Origin of the sequence: Segatella copri (assembly GCF_002224675.1) — a bacterium.
Classification (GTDB): Bacteria; Bacteroidota; Bacteroidia; order Bacteroidales; family Bacteroidaceae; genus Prevotella; species Prevotella copri_U.
Window position 1 is genome coordinate 34,388 of record NZ_NMPZ01000003.1, and the last position, 22,950, is coordinate 57,337.

A 22,950-nucleotide genomic window follows, 5' to 3' on the forward strand; every position below is an offset into this window, starting at 1 on the left:
CAGTTTCTCTTGAAGAAATTGTTGGGTTCAGGTTAAAATTGAAGAGGGCGCGCCATTCGTGGTGCCCCCTCTTTTTAGCATTTTATCAACCTCTACTATCTTTATCAACAATTCATTCATTATTAACTACATATCACCAGAATCATGATGAATAACAACCGAAATCAACTCAATCGTTCATTACTGGCATTCGCTGCCTTGCAGGTAATGCCGCTGTCGCTCTTCGCTCAGGGAGAACGACCAAACATCTTGTACATTATGTGTGATGACCATGCCATGCAAGCCATCAGCGCATACGGTAGTCCAATCTCCAAATTGGCACCAACACCTAACATCGACCGCCTAGCTGAAAGGGGAATGAAATTCAACGAGGCTTTCGTGGAGAACTCTCTCTCTACTCCAAGCCGTGCGTGCCTGATGACGGGTCTTTACAGTCACCAGAACGGACAGCGCCAGCTTGCCGAGGGTATCGACTCTACCAAGACCTTCTTCTCAGAACTGCTGCAGGGAGCAGGCTATTCTACTGCCGTAGTGGGCAAGTGGCACATGTCCTGCAGTCCGAAGGGATTCGACTACTATCATGTTCTGGATGACCAGGGTCAGTACTACAACCCAACCTTCGCTTCTACCGGCCAGTACGGTAACTTCAAGCAGGAGATGGGCTACGCCACCGACCTCATCACCGACCATGCTATCGAGTACCTGAACAACCGCGACAAGAACAAGCCATTCTGTCTGCTGGTTCACCACAAGGCACCTCACCGTCTCTGGATGCCTAACACCAAGTATGTAAGCAAGTATGCCAACGTCAACTTCCCGTTGCCAGAGACTTTCTGGGATGATTACGAGACCCGTGGTTCTGCTGCATCCACCCAGAAGATGTCTATCGACAAGTATATGGAGATGGTACGCGACCTGAAGGTTCCTGAGATGTACGATCCTTCTACTCCAGAAGGAAGAGATTCCTATGCCGGACTGATGGGCGAGATGAACCGTATGACTCCACAGCAGCGTGCCATCATCGATGCCTACTACATGCCAAGAAACCGTGAGTTCCTGAGCAAGAACCTGACCGGCAAGGAGTTGATCGAGTGGAAATACCAGAACTACATCCGCGACTATATGGCCGTGATTGCCTCAGTAGATGAGAGCGTGGGCAGACTGCTGGATTACCTCGACAAGAACAATCTCTCAGACAACACCATCATCGTCTATACATCCGACCAGGGATTCTACATGGGCGAGCACGGATGGTTCGACAAGCGATTCATGTACGAGGAGTCATTCCATACACCGCTCATCATCAGCTATCCTAAGCACATCAAGGAGGGAAGCGAGTGCAACCAGATGGTTCAGAACATCGACTTCGCTCCTACCTTCCTCGACCTGGCTGGTTTGCAGAAGCCTAAGTACATGCCTGGCACTTCACTCCAGCCTCTGTTTGCCGGAGCACCTGTCAAGAAGTGGCGCAAGAGCCTGTACTATCATTATTATGATTACCCTACCTATCACCTTGTCCGCAAGCACGACGGTGTGCGCACCGAGCGCTACAAGCTGATTCACTTCTACGGCAAGGGTGGCGAGAGAGCCGTGGTAGAAAACAAGTACCAGGGTCAGCCAGGCACTAGAGAGAACAACTGCTTCAATGCCCTCAAGTCTATCAACTACTTCACCGATGATGCCGACATCGACTACTGGGAGTTGTATGATATCAAGAGCGACCCTAACGAGCTGCACAATATCTACGGCAAGCCAGGCACTCAGAAGATTGAAAAGGAACTGAAGAAGTTGCTCGCCAACTACCGCAAGAATCTAAAGGTAGATGAATAGATTTAAAAAAACAGAATTTTATGAAGACAAACAAGACAATATGGCTCACTGGGGTAGGTATGATTTGCCTGCCTACTCTGGTGTGCGCCAAGCAGAACGTACAGCAGCCCAACATCCTCTTCATCCTCTGCGATGATATGGGATATGGCGATCTAGCCTGCTATGGTCAGCCTTACATCCATACCCCCAACATCGACCAGATGGCAAGAGAGGGTATGCGGTTCACCCAGGCATACGCCGGTTCGCCGGTTTCAGCCCCATCACGTGCTACCATCATGACGGGTCAGCATACCGGTCATACCCACGTAAGAGGCAACAAGGAGTACTGGAGAAACGTGCCAATGGTGAAGTATGGAGTAAATGAGGACTTTTCTGTTGTGGGTCAGGAACCTTACGACCCGCAGCATAAGATTCTTCCGGAGATGCTGAAGGACAAGGGGTATCGCACCGGAGTCTTCGGCAAGTGGGCAGGCGGATACGAAGGTTCTGCCTCTACTCCCGACAAGCGTGGCATAGATGAATTCTACGGCTACATCTGCCAGTTCCAGGCACACCTTTATTATCCTAACTTCCTCAACCGCTACAGCAAGGCTTTGGGAGATACGGCGGTGGTGAGAGAAATCATGGAGCAGAACATCCAGTATCCGATGTTCGGCAAGGATTATTTCAAGCGCAACCAGTATTCTGCCCGCATCATCCACGACAAGGCACTGGAGTGGATCGACCGTCAGGACAGTAAGCATCCATTCGTAGGCTTCCTCACCTATACCCTGCCTCATGCCGAACTGGCTCAGCCGGAGGATTCCATCCTGGAGAACTATCAGAAGAAGTTCTTCGAGGACAAGACCTGGGGCGGACAGGAAGGTTCCCGATACAACGCCGTGGTTCATACCCACGCCCAGTTTGCCGGAATGATTACCCGTCTTGACCAGTATGTAGGCGAAATCTTCGCCAAGCTGAAGGAGAAGGGTCTCGACAAGAACACCGTGGTGATCTTTACCTCGGACAACGGTCCTCACGAGGAGGGCGGCGCCGATCCAAAGTTCTTCGGTCGCGACGGCAAGCTGAAGGGCTTGAAGCGCCAGTGTTACGAGGGCGGAATCCGCATCCCGTTCATCGCCTGGTGGCCAGAGCATATCAAGGCGGGCAGCGTAAATGATACCCAGTTTGCCTTCTACGACCTGATGCCAACCTTCTGCGACCTTGCCGGAATCAAGAACTTCGCCAAGCGCTACACCAACAAGAAACTGGCAGGTGATGGTTTCGACGGAATCTCCATCGCTCCTACCCTTCTGGGCAAGGATGCCGAACAGAAGCACCACGACTATCTCTACTGGGAATTCCACGAGACCGACCAGATTGGCGTGAGAAAGGGCGACTGGAAGATGGTAGTGGTAAAGGGCGAGCCACGTCTCTACAACCTGGCATCGGATATCCACGAAGATCATAATGTAGCGGCAGAGCATCCTGAAATCGTAAAGGAACTCCTGGCTGCCATCCAGAAGGAGCACAGAGACAACCAGGATTTCAAGATTACCCTGCCTAAGTTTTAAAAAGAAAAAATGATGAACGACAACATAGCAACTCCATTTGCCAAGCCCCTGTATGTGATGCTAAAGCCCGCAGGCGCCCATTGCAACCTGGCTTGCAAATACTGTTATTATCTGGAAAAGAACCATCTTTACCAGAACACTCCCCGACATCTGATGACCGATGAGATGCTGGAGCAATTCACCCGGGAGTACATCGAGGCACAGACCATGCCCCAGGTGCTCTTTACCTGGCACGGAGGCGAGCCACTAATGCGCTCCCTCGACTTCTACAGGAAGGCGCTGGCGCTTCAGAAGAAGTACGCCCACGGCAAACAGATAGACAATGTCATCCAGACCAACGGCACTCTCCTCACCGATGAATGGTGCGAGTTCTTTGCACAGAACCATTGGCTGGTAGGCATTTCCATCGACGGTCCCCAGGAGTATCACGACCACTATCGCGTAACTCCTGCCGGAAAGCCTTCCTGGGAAAAGGTGATGCAGGGCATCAGCCTGCTGAAGAAACATCGGGTGGAATGGAATGCTATGGCGGTGGTCAACGCCTATAACGCAGAGCATCCGCTGGAGTTCTATCATTTCTTCAGAGACAACGGTTGCCAGTACCTGCAGTTTACCCCTATCGTGGAGCGACTCACCGAGCATGAAGACGGTCGCACCCTGGCGAGTCTTGCCGACGACCGGGAGATTCCGCTTGCAGATGCTTCCGTAACCCCGGCACAATGGGGCAACTTCCTCTGCACCATCTTTGACGACTGGGTGCGCCACGATGTGGGTAAGATGTTTGTGGAAATCTTCGACTGCACGCTTGCCAACTGGATGGGTGTGCTGCCGGGCATCTGCGCTTATTCCAAGGAGTGCGGTCATGCGGGCGTGATGGAACACAATGGCGATGTGTATTCCTGCGACCACTTCGTCTTTCCGGAATACAAACTGGGAAACATCCGGGAGCAGTCGCTCATCGACATGCTTTACGGCGAGAAGCAGCAGGCATTCAGCCGGTTGAAACATACCTCGCTGCCCCGCCAGTGCAAGGAGTGCGACATGGAGTTTGCCTGTCATGGTGAATGTCCGAAGAACCGGTTTGGGAAAGACAAGTATGGAGAGCCGGGACTGAACTATCTCTGTCAGGGATACTACCAGTATTATTCGTATGTAGCTCCCTATATGGACTTCATGAAGCGGGAACTCCTCGCCCAGCGTCCACCAGCCAACATCATGAATGTTTTAAAAAATAACTAACGATTATCATTATGAACAAGACTTATATCACCATCGCCCTGCTGTCGCCGCTGGCTTGCACGGCTGCGATGGGAGCCAGGAAGGCGAAGGCAAGCAATCAGCAGAAGCCTAACGTCATCATCATCCTTGCCGATGACCTGGGTTATGGCGACCTGGGATGCTATGGTGCCAAAAACGTAGAGACACCGAATGTGGATAAGCTGGCGAAGCAGGGAATCCGTTTCACCGATGCCCACGCCATCGCCTCTACCAGTACCCCATCCCGCTACTCTCTGCTCACGGGCGAATATGCGTGGCGCAAGCCGGGCACCGATGTGGCTCCGGGCGATGCAGGCATGATTATCAAGCCTACCCAGTTTACCATGGCAGATATGTTCAAGAGCGTAGGCTATTCTACCTGTGCCATCGGCAAGTGGCATCTGGGCTTGGGTGCCGAGACTGGCAAGCAGGACTGGAATGCCCCATTGCCGTCAGCCCTGGCAGATATCGGCTTCGACCATCATTACATCATGGCTGCCACAGCCGACCGTGTACCTTGTGTATTCATAGAAGATGGCAAGGTGGCTAACTACGATCCGTCGGCTCCTATCGAGGTAAGCTATTACAGAAACTTTCCTGGCGAACCTACCGGAAAGGACAACCCTGAGTTGTGCTATAATATGAAGTCGAGCCACGGCCACAATATGTCTATCGTGAACGGCATCGGCAGAATCGGTTATATGAAGGGTGGCGGTAAGGCGTTGTGGAAAGACGAGAACATCGCCGATTCCATCACTACCCATGCCATCGACTTCATCAAGAAGAACAGCAACAATCCTTTCTTTCTCTATTTTGCCACCAATGATGTCCACGTGCCTCGTTTCCCACACGAGCGTTTCCGTGGAAAGAGCACCATGGGTGTTCGTGGCGATGCCATCGTGCAGTTCGACTGGTCGGTGGGTAAGATTATGGAGACTCTGGATAAGTTGGGTATTGCGGATAACACCATCGTATTGCTGACCAGCGACAATGGTCCTGTGGTAGATGACGGTTATCAGGATCAGGCAGAAGAACTCCTGAATGGTCACAAGCCAGCGGGTCCTTGGCGCGGCAACAAATACAGTGCCTTCGAGGGTGGTACGGCGATTCCGGTCATCGTGCGTTGGCCAAAGAACGTGAAGGCGGGTCAGACCTCCGATGTTCTGATGTCACAGATTGACTTCATGGCTTCATTCGGCAAACTGATTGGTGCCACCTTCCCTAAGGGCAGTGCGCCAGACAGCAGGAACCATCTTGGCAATCTGCTCGGCACCGACACCACCCATCGTCCATGGGTAGCCGAAATGTCGAGCAACCATGTACTTTCCATTCGCACCAAGGAGTGGAAATACATCGAGCCGAACGATGGTTCGAAGATGATCAAGTGGGGCCCGAAGATAGAGACCGGCAACGATCCTCTTCCTCAGCTCTACCGCATCTCCGACAATCTCTATGAGCAGGATAATGTAGCCGATACTCATCCTAGCATCGTTTATGAGCTGCAGAACATCTTGAGAAGAGTAAGATAATAAAATCTGCGCTAACGTTTTTCCCCACACGCCCTGAAAGGGCAGAAGCTCCTAGCCCAGGGCAATCGCCCTGGGTATAATAGCAGTCAACAAAGCGCCCTGAAAGGGCAAAAGCTTTATAAATTGTCAGGTATTTGAAAGCTTTTGCCCTTACAGGGCGACAGGTTTGCATCATAATAGCCCAGGGCGATTGCCCTGGGCTAGGAGCTTCTGCCCTTTCAGGGCGTGCCAGGTGTGACTTATGCCACACCCCGCCTCATAGTCCCCACAATTATTTCTTATTCTTAGGCGCTTTACTGAATTTATACATCAAATGCACCATGGCATAGCTTGGCAGGGTATTGTTCCATTTCTCTGTCTTGCCCTGGCCGCCCACCTCATACACGGTGCTCGAGAGATTCTGAAGAATATCAAAGGCCTCTGCCTTCAGCGTCAGCTTGCCTTTGCAGAACGAACGGGCTAGCGAGGCATTCCATACCAGATCACTGGTATTAAACGACTTCTCGCTGTAACCACGCCTGCAATATTCCTTCAGGTCGGTAGAGAGCGAAATGCCCAGAGGCAAGGTGTAAGTCATGTTGCCACCATACTCAAAATCATAGGCATTCAATTTCTCGAAATTGCTGCGGTCGCTCGTACCATGCTTCCACTCCACCTTTCCACCCAAGTTGATGCTCAACTTGTCTTTCTGATACTTGAAGTACAAACTGTTACCCAACTCAGTTCTGAGCACATAGCAGAGCTGGGTAGAATTATCATCGTAAGCTATATCAAAATCCTTGCGGCGCAAACCGTTAAACCACAGGCGATAATCCAGACGGAACAAACGGGCCTTGTCAAGAGCCACACCATAAGATGTCGTTGTCCAGAAATCCCAGTTGCCGCCACCACCAATATTATCACTCATATAGGTGTAGCCACCCGTCTGCGAATTATAAGTAGTGCGGGTACCCACAAGATTATGATAGAAATTACCCGTAGCGAAGAATCCCACATACTGCTGATTCTTGAGTCCGTTGAAACGGATGTTTACATCATAATGATGATACAGCGAATTCTCCAGGTCCGGATTGTTCACCCTCACCGCCAGCGGATTCGAATTGTCTCTGTATGGCATGATGCTGAAGAAATCAGGCATCTGACTCTGCATATAATAAGTTAAGCTGATAGACTTCTTATCGTCATAACAACCGTACATGAACGTAGGTCTGAATACCATACGGCTTCTTTTGGCTATCGTGTCGAGAGCCGATGTGTGGTAATTGATACGCTCCTTTTCTTTAGAAAGACTCAGCGATAGAGTCAGGAACGAAGAAGGAGCATTTCTTTGGAATTCAAGTTCTGCACCCGTATCCTTTCTCATCGTCTGATAGCTTCTACTCACATCTTCGTCCATCACCCCCGAAAGCTGCTCCATGTTAGAAGGCAGCGTAGCAAACATCAGTTCCGGATTGGATATCCAGTCGCCGCCCAGCTCGTCCAGACGGTATTTCAAGCCCTTTACCGATTGATAGGTTTGCTTAAACTTTGGACCAACCAACATCGTCCACTTAGTATATGGAATTTCTATTCCATACTTAAAGCTGCCTCTTATATTATAGCTGTTCGATCTGCTATCGTTGTAATAGTTACGCAAGTCCTTCTCGCCAGTCTTGAAATACTCATTGCGGTTCAGGCTAAAAGACTCGTTTGGCTTAGAGCTGGAATAGCTTCCACTCAAGTTCAGTTCGATTCTATCACCCCAAGGCAACTTATACCACGCCAGAGCTTGCTGACTACCAGTGAAAGCATGCACTTTTGAGCGTGATTGATAGAGCGAACGGTTGGTGATGATGTCGTACAGGCTGCCACTTACATTCTGTGCAAAGGTAGAATCGATGGTCTGACTGATATCACCCCATCTTTTAGGGTTGGCAGAATAGGTAGCACTACGGTTTGACGATGATGACTTTCTGTCGGAGTAGTCGATACGGGTATCCAACCAAACCCCCAACTTCCCATCCACCTGGAAGTTATTATAGAGGTTGAAACTATGGTTATCGCTGCGCGAATCATTGATACTTCTACTGTAGATATTGCCGATAGAGGCAAAATTCTCCTGCGAACTGCGAGTCAAGTCATGCGTATTGTCCCAAGCAAACGTAACGTTTCCCTGCTCACTTATTTTCTGACTCTTCGATGACGTATTAAAGTCAACGCCCACCTGGCGTGTAGTTTTCTGTCCCTGCGGACTGTTGGAAGGCGACCAGTCGCCCTGACTTCCCGGTCGTCTTGTTTCGTTCGTGTTATTCAGGTTTCCAAATACCGAGATTCGTGAATTGTCAGTGTAGTAGAGTCCGAAGAGACGAGCCAGATAGCGGTCTTCGCTACCCCCGGCAGCCTCCATGTTGGCGATGTATCCACGGGAGTACTCACGCTTCAAGGCCACATCCATCACATAGTCTTTCTTCTCCATCTCCTTCCCCATGAGTCGGCTTTTTTCAGAAGAACGGTCATACACCTTCAGTTCCTTTACGGTATAGTAAGGAAGATTGTCGAGCATCACCTGGTTCTTCCCCTTGAAGAAGTCTTTTCCGTTAAGGAGCAGACAATCTATCTTCTTGCCGTTCACGTAAATATCGCCATTACTCTTCATTTCGGCTCCCGGCATCTGTCTTACAAGCGCATCGAGCATGGAACCATCAGGCACATTGAATGCACTGGCGTTAAAGACGAGCGTATCGCCACGGTAAGCCAGCTTCACCTTGGTGCCAGTCACCACCACGTCATCGAGGGCAACATCCTGATTGAATTTCTTCTTGAGCAAAAGCGAAGGGAATGAGAAACTTTTATTGCGTGCGATGTATTTGATGGTATGATTGATACACTTCGATTCATAGCCTTCACACTCAGCCTTGATGATATAAGAAGCAGGACGTGCAGGCACATGAGTATGATAAAAGAGGTGTTTTCCCCATCCACTCGTAGTCATGGTATCTATCACGTTGCTGTCCTTGTCCATCACCGTGACAAAAGCCTTCAGATAGGCTTGGGTAAACGAATCTTTCACGTCACCATAAATTTCTACTTTATGCTCTTTCTTTTTCTTTTCTTGCTGTTGCTGCAGATTGTGCAGGTTGCCACGAGCATAGGTCGGCAATACAGCCATCAAAAACAAGATAATCAAGTTAATAGATTTCATATTTTACCATTTTAGTTGTTATTCACCACATTCTTTCACCTACCGTATTGCCCCCATCAGGCAGCCAATATACTGATAGATTTTGCAAAGATACAGTTTTTATGTTAGAATGTAGCATAATCGCCTGCATTTTAGGCATTATTATCTTTTTTACTATAGGTATAAAGTGCACTTTTCCCGCCAGGCATCAAAAAAGAAAGTCTCCCGACAGGCGTCCCGGCGGTTCAAATGAGACTACTTCTCTACCAGCACATCCTGCTCCTCGTAGCTGTCGTATCCCAGACTTGCGAATTATAGTTAATAAAGAATAAAAAAAAGTGTGTATGTTTACATATATGCTAACTAATCTGTATTTTTGCATTATATAAAAAAAGAGAATATGTTTGAGCGACCGAAATTTAAAATCATATACTCTAATGAAGTTATTGAATTTCTCAATTCTTTAGAAAATAAAGTAAAAGAGAAAATCATGTTTAACATCAACAAGAGCAAATATGTTGTAGATACAGAGCTTTTTAAAAAACTAAAAGGCAGTGACATTTGGGAATTTAGGACTAAATACAATGGTTCTATTTATAGAGTCTTTGCCTTTTGGGATACAGAAGCAGATACATTGGTTATTACAACCCATGGTATAATCAAAAAGACGCAAAAGACTCCGTCGAAAGAAATTCAAAAGGCAGAGTCTATTAGGCGAGAATATTTTAACGAAAAGAACAAAAGATAATGGCAACAACGAAATTTTACACAGAAGACGAAGCTTTAGATAAAGTACTTGGTAAGGAAGGTACACCATTGCGTAATCAATATGAATCAGACATGAATGCTTTTCTGATGGGAGAAGCTATCAAAAAAGCACGCCAATCGAAGAATCTGACTCAAGAGGAACTTGGAGCACTAATTGGAGTAAAGAAATCACAAGTTTCTAGAATAGAAAAAGGAAACAATATCACATTTGCTACCATAGCCAAAGTTTTTAGAGCAATGGGAATCTCTGCCAGCTTTGAAATGGCAGGTATTGGCAAAGTCGCATTATGGTGACAAACTGTATGAGTACCTAGGTGTCTCCAAGAGCGTAAACCCGCCAGGCAGGACGCCTGGCGGATCCAATGCGCTTACTTCTCTACCAGCACATCCTGCTCCTCGTAGCTGTCGAACCCCAGACTGAGGTCAGCACCTCTTTCCTTGAAAATCTCCAGGAGGTCTGCCTGCATCTGAGGATTGAGAGGGAACTCGCCATTCCTTGCCTTGTAGAAACGGCGCTGGGTGAAGGGCGTATATACGTTCAGATATTTGGCATTGCCCGATGGGATGGATTTGCAGAGACGGATGAAACCTCTTGCCCAGCGCTGACGTTCGGAAACGAGATGATAAGGACAGACTTCTCCCTCTACCTGGAGAAGATCGGTATTCAAGACCATGAAGGAAGCTTCTTCAGCCTTTGCCTTCTGATAATTGGCGTAGCGGGCACAGGTGTTGCTACGGCTGCAGGATGCCAATGGGCATGTAATGTTGTAAGGAATGTACTTGTTCATATTTGCGTGATGTTTTAAAAGTTATTCTATAGTCTATTATATATGTAAGGTGTGATGGTACTTACGAGATGTCGGAACGTCTCTGAGAGGTCGTCGTGATAGTCCTGACGGGTGGCAAAGAGGCACCTTTCGTTTATTGCCTCACTACGGCACAATATTGCCCTTTACCAGGGCAATATCTTGCCATTGCCAGGCACAAAACGATACGTCGGGAGATAGAGCACGAAACAATACGTCGGGAGATAGAAAAACCTTGCTCTCCATTTTACTCTTCACTCTTCACAGATTAGCCTGAAACCCCGATAAACACTGGGGTTGCGAGAGGTGAAGAGTGGCCGACCACTCTTCACAACTCTTCACCACTCTTCACACCTTCCGATCGAGAAAAGGCTCCCCACGGTTTATCCCCGTTTTTCTCAAGCCGAGAGAGCGAGGAGCTGATAGGCCTGTCCGTTTCTGGTATGCCTGCTCTTGCATCCCATAAACTTGAGGGCTTGACCTATCTTGATCTTAGTGCTCAAATTTCCCACCAGCATAGGATATTGCAGATGAAGCACGTCGAAAACCTCGGAACAAATCATCCATCTACCTTCCTCTTCCTCTGCCGGCATTCGGAAACAATAGCTGATCATGGTCTCCAGATCATCCACCTTGAAGAAAGGCTGGTTGAATTCCTGGATGCGAGCCACCTCATCATTGGTGAACCAATAAGGGGTCTGCTTATCACGAAGCTCATACATCATTTGTGCATAGAGCTGGTCATAATTGATGACCGAACTGTTGTCTATAAACTCCCCGTCGGAAACTCGAAGACAGAGGTAACGGCGACTTCCCGTCGGGTCGCAGAGTGGATGCTCATCGTTGGTGGTTGCCAGAAAAGAGGCGTATCTTCTGCGGTCTGCCTGACTCTTTCCGAAGATAGGGCGACCATTCACCTTTACCTTCGAAAGTGTCTGCTTCAGCTTGCCCTGCTGGGCTACGGTGATATTGGCAAGCTCATCAATGTTCACCAGAAGATTATGGGTGAGCGCCATTTCTGAATCAAACTTGTTGCCGAAGTTGATGTGGTCGAGGAAATACTGGCGAAGTTCCTCGGGCAGCAGTCGGACGGCGAAGGTACTTTTTCCGCAACCCTGCTGACCGATAAGCACCGGTACGGCTTCATTACCGTGCAGCATATCCATCTGCAGCCAATGGGCTACTGCCGAACGGAACCAGGTGGCGCACCAGCCAAGCTGTTCGCTGGTCAACCCCGGAATTCTGCCGAAAAGAGCAGCCACATGGTTCTTGCCATCCCATTTCGGCAATTTGTTCATGTATTCCTGGATAGGGTCGAAGACGGGAACGGCATCCGACTTGATGTACTCCTCGATGTCCTGTCTTGGCGACTTCTTCTCGCCGATTCCCAATTTCTTGGCGCGACGAACAATGGAGTTGAAAGCCTCAGCTGTAAGAACCTTCCAGTTCTTCTCCTCAAGGCTCTCCACCTTCTTCGGATTCTCCTCCTTCTTCTCCAACTCTTTCTCCTCGGAATCCTCCATCTCCTCTTCAGGCTTAATGCAGAAGAACTCGGTCTTTCCGTTCAAAACATTTCTGCGGAAGAGATAAGACTCCTCCAGAAAGCTCTCTACCTGGTAGATTGCTGATTGATTACCTGCCATCATAGATGACTTCAAATTACTTCTTGTTTCCATAATCATGGTTTTAAAATTATTAATTAATGTGTGATTCACCCTCAAATTTGATGAGGGTGAAGAGCGGTGAAGAGTGGTGAAGAGTCGGCAGCCACTCTTCACGCATCTAATCAACTGTATATTAGCTGTTTACGATGCATTTGTGAAGAGTGAAGAGTGTTTTAGAAAGTAGCTTTCTATCCACCCGCAGCCTGAAACTTCCATCCAGTCTTCTCAACTCCGGGTGCAAAGATACACAATAGGAAAAGCGTTTCCAAATTTTCCATCCTTTCCCACGCCCATTCCGCTCCATTTGGGAAAAATCCCAAGGGTGTATGGGAAAAGGCGTGGGAAAATCGGGCGGATTTCTTCAGTTTTACGGGAAAACATTTGGTGATAATGATGGAAAAACGTAAATTTGCAGATTGATTACGGAACTTCGTTTCGCAAACTATTCACGATAAAACTAGAAATATGCTACAGACTCAGCAAGATAAACAAGTCCCCGCATTCAGCTACGAGGTTTTCGATCGCCAACTCGACCATTTTACAATGATGCTCAAGGTGTTGGTGGACGGATGGGAAGATTACAGCTCGCAGGAGATGACCTTCGACATCCACTCCCTGTGTACCAAGGCTGCCCGACTCTGCTATCTGGCAGATCAGGACCTCGCCTTGCAGCATACCGATGTTTCCCATCATCGCAAGGAGCAGAACGAGATGTATTTCACCTCCTTCGAACTCATCATCACCACCCAGTTTACCAAATTCATGAAAAAAGTCCTTGCCCTGGTCAAGGCTGGCAAGAAAGTAGAAGGACATTCTTCCCCGATGTTCTCCTCAGAGATCAGTACGCTCCTGCCTAAGCTGCACGACCTGCTGCTGATGGATGGCATGAACCAGGAATCGATACAGCTGATGGTGGAAGATATCCAGAATACGGAGAAAATGATTCAGAAATATCATAAAATCACGAAGTTCCCGGGGGTGAGATACGAGGAACGCCTGTGGTATCTCATCCGCCTCTATTGCCTCGCCAGCTATCTGGTGCTGCATTTCCGCAGAGTCTGCCACGTTACAGATTCAGAAATGACACCCGAGGAAGCAGCCCGATTAACGGAATGGGCGATACAGAAATACATCTCGGAAAAGGACAGCAGCGAAAAGCTGGAACTGTATTTCTCCAACCTGCAGTACGACAACGATGGCAAACCGCTCGATGTGAATCAATGGCTCCAGGCGAGAAGGGAGTTGAAGCATCTGGTGCCCCAGAATCTGCTCCTGCTGTTTCTCAATAGTGCAGATGATGTGAGCCAGTTGGGTGCTTCGCTGATAAAAGTAAATTTCACGAACGAGGAATTCCTGAAGCTTGTGGATGCAGTGGCTAAATACCAGATCATCACGCAGCGTATCCGTGCCATAGAATTTCCGGAGGAATTCGAGCAGTCGCTTCATAATGAGGTATTCTATCTTACGGTGAAGGGCCGTTCGGTGGATCTGGAGGAGTTGAAGAAATCCATCTCCAAGATGGTGAATCTGATTACCCGGAAAAACCAGTGGTTCTGTGTATGGAGCGTGCTGAAGCATCTCAACCTGATCAAGCATGAGAGCACCTTCGCCACCTTTGCCCATCAGATGATGAGTGCCGAGTGGTTTGGCACCATCGATCCCCGTCTCCGCTTTACGGCAGATAATCTGAGCGATTACTCCCGCTACTTCAATGAGTACGATTATACCGAATGGACCGAGGAGATGTTTCTGGAGAAGAAGGAGCTGTATGGTATGACGAAATGGTCGCCTAAGCTCTATCAGAATTTCTCCTCGCTCTGTGCCAGGATGATGCAAGCCATCTGGGGGTACAGCTTTTTCGGCTGATTTCTACCGGAAAGAAGAAAGAATCTATATTAAATAAGGTAAGAATCTATATTAAATAAGGATAAAGGGGGCGAAAAAGCAAATTTAATATGCTTTTTCGTCTCCTTTAATATTTATTAACTGTTTTTTTTGAAAACTTAATAAAAAATCTCGTAAATTTGCAACCAAATATTAAAATACAATAAGCCTAAGCATAAGCTAAGCAATAAGAATCATTAATAGAAATATATATTTAGTCAGACAATTATATAATTAAGAATCTGATTATCTCTATAAAACTACATAATATAACAATTAAAACCAAACAATTATGAGCAAAAAAAGTCAGTTTGGCATGACCCTATTACTATCTACGATTTTAGTAGGTGGCGCCAATGCGAGTACTGTTTCTACCTCAAACACATTGGGTGCAGCAATGATAGCACAGCAAGGTGCTGTTTGTAAGGGTGTGGTAAAGGATGCTACCGGTGAACCTATTATTGGTGCTTCTGTATCAGTGAAAGGTACCAAGAATGCTACCGTTACCGATTTGGACGGCAATTTTACCCTTTCTGGTGTAAGCAAGGGTACAACAATCGTTATCTCTTATATTGGTTTCGTGAACAGTGAAATCAAGTGGGACGGAAAGAGCCTCGACGTTACTCTTGCTGAGGATACTCACGGCCTGGAAGAAGTCGTTGTCGTAGGTTATGGTACACAGAAGAAGGTAAACCTCTCTGGTGCTGTTGCCAACGTGGATGGTAAGGTATTGGAAAACCGTCCTATCACCAACATCGGACAGGGTCTCCAGGGTGTTGTTCCTAACTTGAACGTATCTATGAACAGTGGTGGTGCTCCTGGTGCCAGCTCTAGCTACAATATCCGTGGTAACACGTCTTTGAACGGCGGTAGCCCATTGGTATTGGTTGATAACGTTCAGATGGATGCCAACCTCGTGAATCCAGAAGACGTTGAGTCTATCTCTGTATTGAAGGATGCTTCTTCTGCAGCCATCTATGGTGCACGTGCAGCATACGGTGTAATCCTCATCACTACCAAGAAGGGTCGCAAGAGCGACAAACCAACCATCTCTTTCAACGCTACAGGCTACTGGCAGAGCCCTGCCAAGTCATACCACAACGTTAATTCCATGCAGTACCTCAAGATGATGGATGAGGCTAACAAGAATGACGGTGGTTCAGGCCGATACTTCAAGGATCAGGTTTATAAATATACAGAGGAATACTTCAACGGAACCCGTAAGGATCCTGTATTCTTCGACGAGGCATACGACAAGGCTAAGTATGGCTATTGCGGCAATACCGACTGGTGGAATGAGCTTTACAAGACTTCATTCTCTCAGATCTACAATGCCAGCATCAGCGGCGGTAACGACCGTACTACCTACTATGCTTCTCTGGGTATGAACGACCAGAAGGGTATCTTGACCGCTGGTGACGATAAGTACAAGAAGTACAACGCTAACGTAAACATCTCTTCCAACATTACCAAGTGGTTGAATGTAAGCGCCAAGATTACTCATACCTATACATCAGAGCTTCACCCTACCGGTGGTACTACAGCGATGAACCCTACTGCTTACTCAGGTTTGAGCGCATACTCAGGTATGATGAAGAACGACTTGAGCCCATTGATGCCAGTAAAGCATCCTGATGGACACTATGCAGGTCAGGGTAGCTACACCAACCCTATCGCTATCATGGAGCAGGGTGGTAACGCCAAGTATCGCCAGAACGACTTGTGGATGACTGGTGCTGTACGCATCACTCCTATCAAGGGTCTCGTCATCAATGCTGACTACACATGGAACTTCTACGGCAGAAACGCTAACGAGCACGTACGTAACTTCTACGACTATACAGCCGTTCCAGGTACAGAGAACTACTATCCTTGGACTAACCCAAGCAGTATCACCGTATCTAACTACGATGACTACTATCAGGCATTCAACGTATTTGCTGAGTACTCACTGTCTTTGGCAGAGAAGCATAACTTCAAGGTACTCGTAGGTTACAACCAGGAGAAGAAGCACAACAAGTATCACTGGGTAGGTCGCAAGAACCTCATCGACAACGATACTCCACAGATCAACCTCGCATACGGTGATACTTCTACCAGCGGTAGCGAGAGCATGTGGGCTACCAACGGTCTCTTCTTCCGTTTCAACTACGACTTTATGGGCAAATACCTCTTCGAGTTCAACGGCCGTGAGGATGGTTCTTCTAAGTTTGCTAAGGGTAACCGCTATGCGTTCTTCCCTTCAGGCTCAGTAGCTTGGCGTGTATCAGAGGAGAAGTTCTTCGAGCCATTGCGCAGCTGGTGGGACAACCTGAAGATCCGCGCATCTTACGGTTCTCTGGGTAACCAGAACGTATCTGGTAACTTCCCTTACCTGGCTACCTATGGTGTAAGCACCAAGGCTGGCGTATTGCTCGGCGGCACACGCCCTGTAGCTGTTTATGCTCCTGGCTTGGTAAGTAGCTCATTTACATGGGAGACCGTAAACCAGCTCGACCTCGGTATCGATGGTACATGGCTCAACAACCGCTTGAGTGCATCTTTCGACTGGTATCGTCGTGACACCAAGGATATGTTGACCAAGGGTGCAACTCTTCCTTCAGTACTCGGTACAAGCGTGCCAAGAAGCAACGCTGCCAACATGAAGACCACTGGTTGGGAAGTTTCTGTAGAGTGGAGCGATCGCTTGAGCTGCGGTTTGGGCTATCACATCAAGGGTGTATTGTCTGACTATCAGTCTGAAATTACCAAGTACTCTAACGACACACGCCTCCTCAGCGACTACTACGTAGGCCAGAAGATTGGCGAAATCTGGGGTTTGGTATCTAACGGACTCTTCCAGAGCGACGAGGAAGCAGCCAAGTGGGATCAGAAGGCTATCAACGGCGGCCACTGGAGTGCAGGAGACGTGAAGTTTGAAGATATCGATGGTGACGGCAAGGTAACTTGGGGCGAAGGTACAGTAGATAAGCCAGGCGACCGCAAGATTCTCGGTAACTCAACTCCTCGCTATGCATACGGTATCACAGCAGGTGCCGACTACAAGGGCTTCGACTTCGAGATGTTCTGGCAGGGTATCGGCAAGCGCGACTACTTCGGTGGTTGGGGTGGTGCCCAGTTCTGGGGCTTCACAGATGAGTGGTGTACTCCACAGACCACCTCTCTTGACTACTGGACAGAGGATAATCGTGATGCTTATTTCCCAAAACTCCATCACTACAGTGTAAATGGCAGTAACCACAACACCTCTTCACGCTATATGCTGAACGCAGCATACCTGCGTTTGAAGAACGTTACATTGGGTTATACTGTTCCATCTAGCTTGTTGAAGAAGGTAGGTATTGCTCGCTTGAGAGTTTTTGTACAGGGTGAAAACCTCCTGACATTGACTCCTATGAAGGTGAAGTTTGCTGACCCTGAAACACTTGGTAACATGACTTACCCTATCAACAAGAAGATCTCTGTTGGTATGAACTTAACATTATAATGTTTGAGAGTTAGGAAAGTGTGTATTATTAATGCTTAAATAGACAGACAATGAAAATTAAAAATATATTCATTTTGAGTATGATGGCCGGTATGACACTTGCATCTTGCAACTATACCGATTTGAGCCCACAAGACTCATTTACAGATAAATCATACTGGAAGAGTGCCAACGACCTCAAGATGTACGCCAATGGTATCTACAGCAACATGCTGGCAGGTCCTTCTTCTACTCTTGATGGCGAGAGTGATAACTTTGTAACCAATAGCCCAAGCGGTTATCTGTTCAACAACTACACCGTTCCAACATCAGGCGGTGGCTGGGACTGGGGCAACGTGCGTAGCTGCAACTACTTCCTGAAGCGTTATCAGACTGCTTCTGGCTCTGAGGCTGAAATCAACAAGTATGTAGCTGAGGTTCGTTTCTTCAGAGCACAGGATTACTATAGCAAGATCCGTAATTTCGGTGATGTGCCTTGGTATGAGAGTGACCTCCAGACAGGTGATGAGGCAGAGCTCTTCAAGGGTCGTGATTCACGCAACTTCGTATTGAACAAGATTATCGAGGATTTGGAGTTCGCTATCCAGTGGCTCCCAGAGAAGACTATGGCTGAAAAGGGTCGTCTGCACAAGGATGCAGCCCGCACCCAGTTGGCTCGCGTTTGCCTCTACTATGGTACTTATATGAAGTATCACCACGAGGCTGGTTCTGAGGGCTTGACAGCTGAAGGCTTGATTACAAAGGCTAAGCAGCTGACCGACGAGATTATCAACAGCGGTAAGTATGAAATCGTAAAGGGTACTGACGCTGGTGCCGGCACCAAGTCATACGAGGGTTATCCACTCAGCTATGCCAACCAGTTTGTTCAGGAAGACCTTTCTGACAACAAGGAGGCTATCATGGTTCGCTTCTACGAGACAGGTGTCCTTACCCACGAGACTGGCCGTCAGGCTGGTGGCAACGGTATGGGTTTGAGCAAGGACTTCATCGAGTCGTTCCTGATGAAGGATGGTACTCCTATCTACAACCAGGGTTCAGGCTATCAGGGTGATGAAGAGTTGGAGACAGAGATTGCCAACCGCGACCCACGTCTCTATCAGCTCATCGATAACAACCATAAGCCATTCTGGCTCCGCAACAACAAGCAGGTGCAGAACAAGATGCCAGACTGCTCAGTTTCTGGTGGTGTAACAGGTTATCCATGTACCAAGTTCCACTCTGCCGACGAGACTCAGTGGCAGGCTCGCAACACTTCTTACGACTGGTTCATCTACCGTTATGCAGAGGTTTTGCTCATCAATGCCGAGGCTAATGCCGAGTTGGGTACTTGCACCCAGGATGTTCTTGACAAGACCATCAACCAGCTTCGCGACCGTGTAGATATGGCTCACCTCACCGTGAACCCTGTTGCCGACCAGAAGCCTATCAACTATGGTTATGAGCTTTCTAACCTGCTCTATGAGATTCGTCGTGAGCGCCGTATCGAGTTGGTTGGCGAAGGTTTCCGTATGGACGACTTGAAGCGCTGGAATGCGATGAAGTTGTTGGAGAATCCGCTTACTACTCTGGGTATCCGTGTTACCGACAAGGTGAAGGAGCAGTATAACGAGATCTACGCCTTCGATAGCAGCAACACTAGAGTATATAACGGCAAGACCTATCTCCGCATCTACGCAGAGAGCTATGACGATGCTGCAGGTCGCAAGTGGTCAGACAACGATCGTCGTTGGTTGTATCCATTGCCAATCGACCAGTTGGCATTGAACAAGAACCTGACCCAGAACCCAGGATGGACAGAATAACTATTTATCTCAATAATGAGTTTTAGAATAGGCTTATAGTAAGATTAGGTTTATAAGATTAAGTTTTTAAATTTGGTTCATTTATTGACTTACACTATTCTATAAATGAAAACTAAGCGTATGCCCTTTTGCTGTGAAGCAAGAGGGCATATCTTTTTTAAAAGCATACTTTTACCGAGCATATCATAAGCACAGATAATTGTACTTTATTATAATAATTGGGATATGCAGGGATGAACTAAGAAATAGTGGGCAAGCGATACTTTAGCCAAATCGGACAAAAAAAACACCGATTTGGCTAAGATATAAGGAATACTTTAGCCAAATCGAGTTAAAAAACATCGATTTGGCTAAAGTATCGTTTGATTTTTCAAATAATTATCGTATTTTTGCACCGTAACAAATTATCTTATTCAAGCGATATGGAGCAAATTATAGGACGAAAAACGGAAATTAGACAGCTTACCGAGTATTACCATTCAGGAAAGGCTGAGTTTGTGGCAGTGTATGGAAGAAGGCGCATCGGCAAGACTTATCTGGTGCATAATCTATTCAAGGATGAATTTGCCTTCGAGATGTCTGGGTCTATTGATGCACCAGCCGAGGCTCAATTGTCTAATTTTGGCTATGCTTTGCGTGAATTTGGCGACCCAAAGCTGCCTTTGCCTTCTAATTGGACAGAGGCATTTGAGATTTTGAAGCAAATGCTGAAGTCGAAGTTGGGAGGTAAGCGCATACTGCTTTTTATAGACGAGTTGCCTTGTCTTGATACTCCCAAGTCTAATTTTCAGCAGGCTTTTGAGCATTTTTGGAATAGTTGGGCGGCTAATCAGAATGAGATTATGCTTGTGGTTTGTGGCAGTGCCACATCGTGGATGATTTCTAATCTCATAGATAGCCATGGCGGACTTCATAATCGCATTACGCATGAGATATACTTGGCTCCATTCACACTAGGTGAGACGGAGGAGTATCTCCAGGCGAATGGATTCTTGTGGCCACGTCTTTCCATCTTGCAGATTTATAGCATGATGGGTGGAGTGCCTTACTATCTGAGCTTGCTGGACAAGACGCAAGGTGTGGAGGCTAATGTAGATCGATTGTTCTTTGCTGAACGTGGTGAACTGAAACGAGAGTATGATAGGCTGTATTCTTCTTTGTTCCGAAACTCGGAAATCTATATGAGAGTGATAGAAACGCTGGCAAAATGTAAGCAAGGCATGACTCGCAAGGAAATTTCTACGCATCTGAATTTGAAGTCGGGTGGAACATTGACCAAGGTGCTTCGGGAATTGATCAACTGTGACTTTGTAAGAGGTTATAATACGCGTGAAAAGAAAATCAAGCAAAAAGACCAGATTTACCAGCTCACGGACTTATACACCTTATTTTATATGTCCTTCTGTCATCCTGGTACCACGGATGTAGCTTACTGGACGCATCAGATGGGCAAGCCTCGCCAAAACACATGGTATGGCTTGGCATTTGAACGTATCTGTATGTTGCATATTCCTCAGATAAAGAAGAGTTTAGGCATTGAGCAAATCTATACGGAGTATTATTCCTGGCGAAGCAAATGCTCTACACCTGCGGCGCAGATAGACTTGCTGATAGAGCGAGCTGACCATCTGATTAATCTCTGTGAAATCAAGTATTCGCAGTCTCCTTATAGCATAACGAAGGAGGAAGAGCTTCGTATAAGAACTCGTATGGCTGATTTCGTAGAAGAGACGGGAGTACGTCATGGCATCTTGCCTACTTTGATAACTACGTTTGGTATTCGTCCTACAGCCCATTCGGCAATAGCACAGGTGCAACTCACCATGGATGATTTGTTTACATAAAAATGCAATGAAAATAATCTCTTAAGGGAAGATTTTATTTCCCTTAAGGAAAAAAATTTTCCCTTAAGGAAAAAAATAAAAATCCTTAAGGGAAAATTTTCGATTTCTTCTTTGCCCATTTTCCGGGAGTTTCTTCACGATTGTCCTTTTATGGAATATTATTTACATCTCGTAATCTATATGCCACCAGAATTATGAAAGGACTATGATGTGATTCCCCCTCTCACCAGCCACTTCGCAAAGAAACGGTCGCTTACTAGATAGCCTTTGGGGGTCTTGCTTACCAGTTGCTTATCCACCAATGCCTTTAATGCCGTCTTCACGCTGCTTGTGGCTGGCAGATGGTGGGTGCTGATAAACTGCTGGCTCAAAGGCGAAGAAACCAGGCACTCACTAGCTATCGCCAACAGCAGCATCTGCTGGTTCTCCGTAAGCCAGGCACAATAGTTCTGATAAGCCATCGCCTGCTCCTCTATCAACTCCTGAATTACCTCATCCACCAACGACTTCGTTATCTCGGAAGATTCATGCTCGTAAATGCCATGCAATATCGCCTGCACATACCAGGTTACACTGTCCGACTGCTGATAGATATAAGAAAAGGTTGATTCATTTATCAATCTATGCTGGGATGACAACAGGCGATTGGCAAACTCCCGATAAACCGGCTCTTCGATGCAAGGCAAAGACAACACCAGGGAACTCTGGAAGAAAGGACGGTTTGCCGAAAGGAACATCTCCTGCATCATGTGCTGCTGACTGCCCGAAAATACGAAATACACATTCGGTAAAAACTGAATGTAGGAACGAATCATCGCCTCTACCCCATCCTCAGGATAACTTAATATCTGCTGAAACTCATCAATAGCAATATAGCATCGCTTTCCCGATTGCTTCAAATACTCGAAGATTCGCTTCAAGCTTTCCCTTCCCTCGCTCGGCTTCAAATCCAAAGAAAAAGTTGGAATGCCGGTTAATTCATCTATCGTCAAGGTAGGTCGCCAACTGCTGAAGAACTCCTGTACCTTTCGGAGAGCAGATTGTGAAACCGTATCCAGTTTTCCGATGATTTCAGAAGCCATCAGTTGCACCATCTGCTCCAGGTTCTTGGTGGCAAAGATGTCGAGATAGAAACACTTCACCCCTTCATATTGCTCCTCCATCTGATGGAAGACATGATGTATCAATCCCGTCTTGCCCATACGGCGAGGAGCGACAAGCGTGATGTTACGCTCGTTGTGAAGCGTAGAAATCATCTTCTCGGTTTCTTTCTGACGGTCGCAGAAATACTCAGCGCCCTTATAACCATATACAACAAAAGGATTGTTCAATGTTGCCATATTATTGCTTTTATCTTATTATCTCA

The 22,950-nt window shown here is 47.2% G+C and carries 14 protein-coding genes; 10 read left to right on the forward strand and 4 right to left on the reverse strand.

The window, feature by feature from the left end; translation table 11 throughout:
* Positions 1 to 207 precede the first annotated feature (207 nt).
* The 4 genes from CFT61_RS02945 to CFT61_RS02960 are packed head-to-tail and all read left to right on the forward strand — an operon-like array spanning position 208 to position 6,169.
* Positions 208 to 1,830, forward strand: coding sequence for a sulfatase family protein (locus CFT61_RS02945; protein ID WP_254918833.1), 1,623 nt, complete (start codon positions 208 to 210; stop codon positions 1,828 to 1,830).
* Positions 1,831 to 1,889: 59 nt separating this feature from the next.
* Entirely contained in the window at positions 1,890 to 3,383 is a 1,494-nt protein-coding gene (locus tag CFT61_RS02950; RefSeq protein WP_089542998.1) for an arylsulfatase, read from the forward strand.
* A 12-nt stretch (positions 3,384 to 3,395) separates the two neighbouring features.
* Positions 3,396 to 4,622, forward strand: coding sequence for an anaerobic sulfatase-maturation protein (locus tag CFT61_RS02955; RefSeq protein ID WP_089543099.1), 1,227 nt, complete (start codon positions 3,396 to 3,398; stop codon positions 4,620 to 4,622).
* An 11-nt stretch (positions 4,623 to 4,633) separates the two neighbouring features.
* On the forward strand, positions 4,634 to 6,169 hold the full coding sequence (locus CFT61_RS02960; RefSeq protein ID WP_089542999.1) for a sulfatase family protein: 1,536 nt from the start codon (positions 4,634 to 4,636) through the stop codon (positions 6,167 to 6,169).
* Between the two features lie 271 nt (positions 6,170 to 6,440).
* On the opposite strand, the gene CFT61_RS02965 is transcribed toward CFT61_RS02960, so the two are convergent.
* The gene (locus CFT61_RS02965) at positions 6,441 to 9,350 is read right to left on the reverse strand and encodes an outer membrane beta-barrel protein (protein WP_089543000.1); all 2,910 of its coding nucleotides are present in this window, start codon (positions 9,348 to 9,350) and stop codon (positions 6,441 to 6,443) included.
* Positions 9,351 to 9,729: 379 nt separating this feature from the next.
* Between CFT61_RS02965 and CFT61_RS02970 the strand changes: the two genes are divergently transcribed.
* On the forward strand, positions 9,730 to 10,077 hold the full coding sequence (locus CFT61_RS02970) for a type II toxin-antitoxin system RelE/ParE family toxin (RefSeq protein ID WP_089543001.1): 348 nt from the start codon (positions 9,730 to 9,732) through the stop codon (positions 10,075 to 10,077).
* Complete coding sequence (locus CFT61_RS02975; RefSeq protein WP_089543002.1) at positions 10,077 to 10,391, forward strand: helix-turn-helix domain-containing protein; 315 nt, start codon at positions 10,077 to 10,079, stop codon at positions 10,389 to 10,391. Before CFT61_RS02970 ends, CFT61_RS02975 begins: the two co-directional genes overlap by 1 nt.
* Positions 10,392 to 10,465: 74 nt before the next feature.
* Here CFT61_RS02975 and CFT61_RS02980 read toward each other — a convergent pair whose 3' ends face one another.
* Both CFT61_RS02980 and CFT61_RS02985 read right to left on the reverse strand, forming a co-directional pair.
* Positions 10,466 to 10,885 (reverse strand): DUF6078 family protein, encoded by a 420-nt coding sequence (locus CFT61_RS02980; RefSeq protein WP_089543003.1) that lies wholly within the window; start codon positions 10,883 to 10,885, stop codon positions 10,466 to 10,468.
* Between the two features lie 416 nt (positions 10,886 to 11,301).
* Positions 11,302 to 12,579: a VapE domain-containing protein gene (locus CFT61_RS02985; protein ID WP_089543100.1), complete on the reverse strand. Its 1,278-nt coding sequence runs from the start codon at positions 12,577 to 12,579 to the stop codon at positions 11,302 to 11,304.
* 453 nt (positions 12,580 to 13,032) lie between these two features.
* Between CFT61_RS02985 and CFT61_RS02990 the strand changes: the two genes are divergently transcribed.
* From CFT61_RS02990 to CFT61_RS03005, 4 genes are all read left to right on the forward strand, one after another.
* Positions 13,033 to 14,433: a hypothetical protein gene (locus tag CFT61_RS02990; protein ID WP_142990538.1), complete on the forward strand. Its 1,401-nt coding sequence runs from the start codon at positions 13,033 to 13,035 to the stop codon at positions 14,431 to 14,433.
* A gap of 310 nt (positions 14,434 to 14,743) precedes the next feature.
* Positions 14,744 to 17,938: a SusC/RagA family TonB-linked outer membrane protein gene (locus tag CFT61_RS02995; protein ID WP_089543005.1), complete on the forward strand. Its 3,195-nt coding sequence runs from the start codon at positions 14,744 to 14,746 to the stop codon at positions 17,936 to 17,938.
* A 50-nt stretch (positions 17,939 to 17,988) separates the two neighbouring features.
* Positions 17,989 to 19,740, forward strand: a complete 1,752-nt coding sequence (locus CFT61_RS03000) for a RagB/SusD family nutrient uptake outer membrane protein (RefSeq protein WP_089543006.1) — start codon at positions 17,989 to 17,991, stop codon at positions 19,738 to 19,740.
* Positions 19,741 to 20,162: 422 nt separating this feature from the next.
* Positions 20,163 to 21,584 carry an AAA family ATPase gene (locus CFT61_RS03005; RefSeq protein WP_089543007.1) on the forward strand — a complete coding sequence of 474 codons (1,422 nt, stop codon included), beginning with the start codon at positions 20,163 to 20,165 and terminating at the stop codon, positions 21,582 to 21,584.
* Positions 21,585 to 21,787: 203 nt separating this feature from the next.
* Here the strand turns inward: CFT61_RS03005 and CFT61_RS03010 are convergent, their stop codons facing one another.
* Complete coding sequence (locus CFT61_RS03010; protein ID WP_089543008.1) at positions 21,788 to 22,924, reverse strand: AAA family ATPase; 1,137 nt, start codon at positions 22,922 to 22,924, stop codon at positions 21,788 to 21,790.
* Between the last annotated feature and the right edge of the window lie 26 nt (positions 22,925 to 22,950).

What these genes read in the sequence shown, in the direction of transcription:
- CFT61_RS02945 (WP_254918833.1), top strand. Translation starts at nt 208, where the DNA reads ATGCCGCTGTCGCTCTTCGCTCAGGGAGAACGACCAAACATCTTGTAC.
- CFT61_RS02950 (WP_089542998.1), top strand. Translation starts at nt 1,890, where the DNA reads ATGATTTGCCTGCCTACTCTGGTGTGCGCCAAGCAGAACGTACAGCAG.
- CFT61_RS02955 (WP_089543099.1), top strand. Translation starts at nt 3,396, where the DNA reads ATGAACGACAACATAGCAACTCCATTTGCCAAGCCCCTGTATGTGATG.
- CFT61_RS02960 (WP_089542999.1), top strand. Translation starts at nt 4,634, where the DNA reads ATGAACAAGACTTATATCACCATCGCCCTGCTGTCGCCGCTGGCTTGC.
- CFT61_RS02965 (WP_089543000.1), bottom strand. Translation starts at nt 9,350, where the DNA reads ATGAAATCTATTAACTTGATTATCTTGTTTTTGATGGCTGTATTGCCG.
- CFT61_RS02970 (WP_089543001.1), top strand. Translation starts at nt 9,730, where the DNA reads ATGTTTGAGCGACCGAAATTTAAAATCATATACTCTAATGAAGTTATT.
- CFT61_RS02975 (WP_089543002.1), top strand. Translation starts at nt 10,077, where the DNA reads ATGGCAACAACGAAATTTTACACAGAAGACGAAGCTTTAGATAAAGTA.
- CFT61_RS02980 (WP_089543003.1), bottom strand. Translation starts at nt 10,885, where the DNA reads ATGAACAAGTACATTCCTTACAACATTACATGCCCATTGGCATCCTGC.
- CFT61_RS02985 (WP_089543100.1), bottom strand. Translation starts at nt 12,579, where the DNA reads ATGGAAACAAGAAGTAATTTGAAGTCATCTATGATGGCAGGTAATCAA.
- CFT61_RS02990 (WP_142990538.1), top strand. Translation starts at nt 13,033, where the DNA reads ATGCTACAGACTCAGCAAGATAAACAAGTCCCCGCATTCAGCTACGAG.
- CFT61_RS02995 (WP_089543005.1), top strand. Translation starts at nt 14,744, where the DNA reads ATGAGCAAAAAAAGTCAGTTTGGCATGACCCTATTACTATCTACGATT.
- CFT61_RS03000 (WP_089543006.1), top strand. Translation starts at nt 17,989, where the DNA reads ATGAAAATTAAAAATATATTCATTTTGAGTATGATGGCCGGTATGACA.
- CFT61_RS03005 (WP_089543007.1), top strand. Translation starts at nt 20,163, where the DNA reads ATGGAGCAAATTATAGGACGAAAAACGGAAATTAGACAGCTTACCGAG.
- CFT61_RS03010 (WP_089543008.1), bottom strand. Translation starts at nt 22,924, where the DNA reads ATGGCAACATTGAACAATCCTTTTGTTGTATATGGTTATAAGGGCGCT.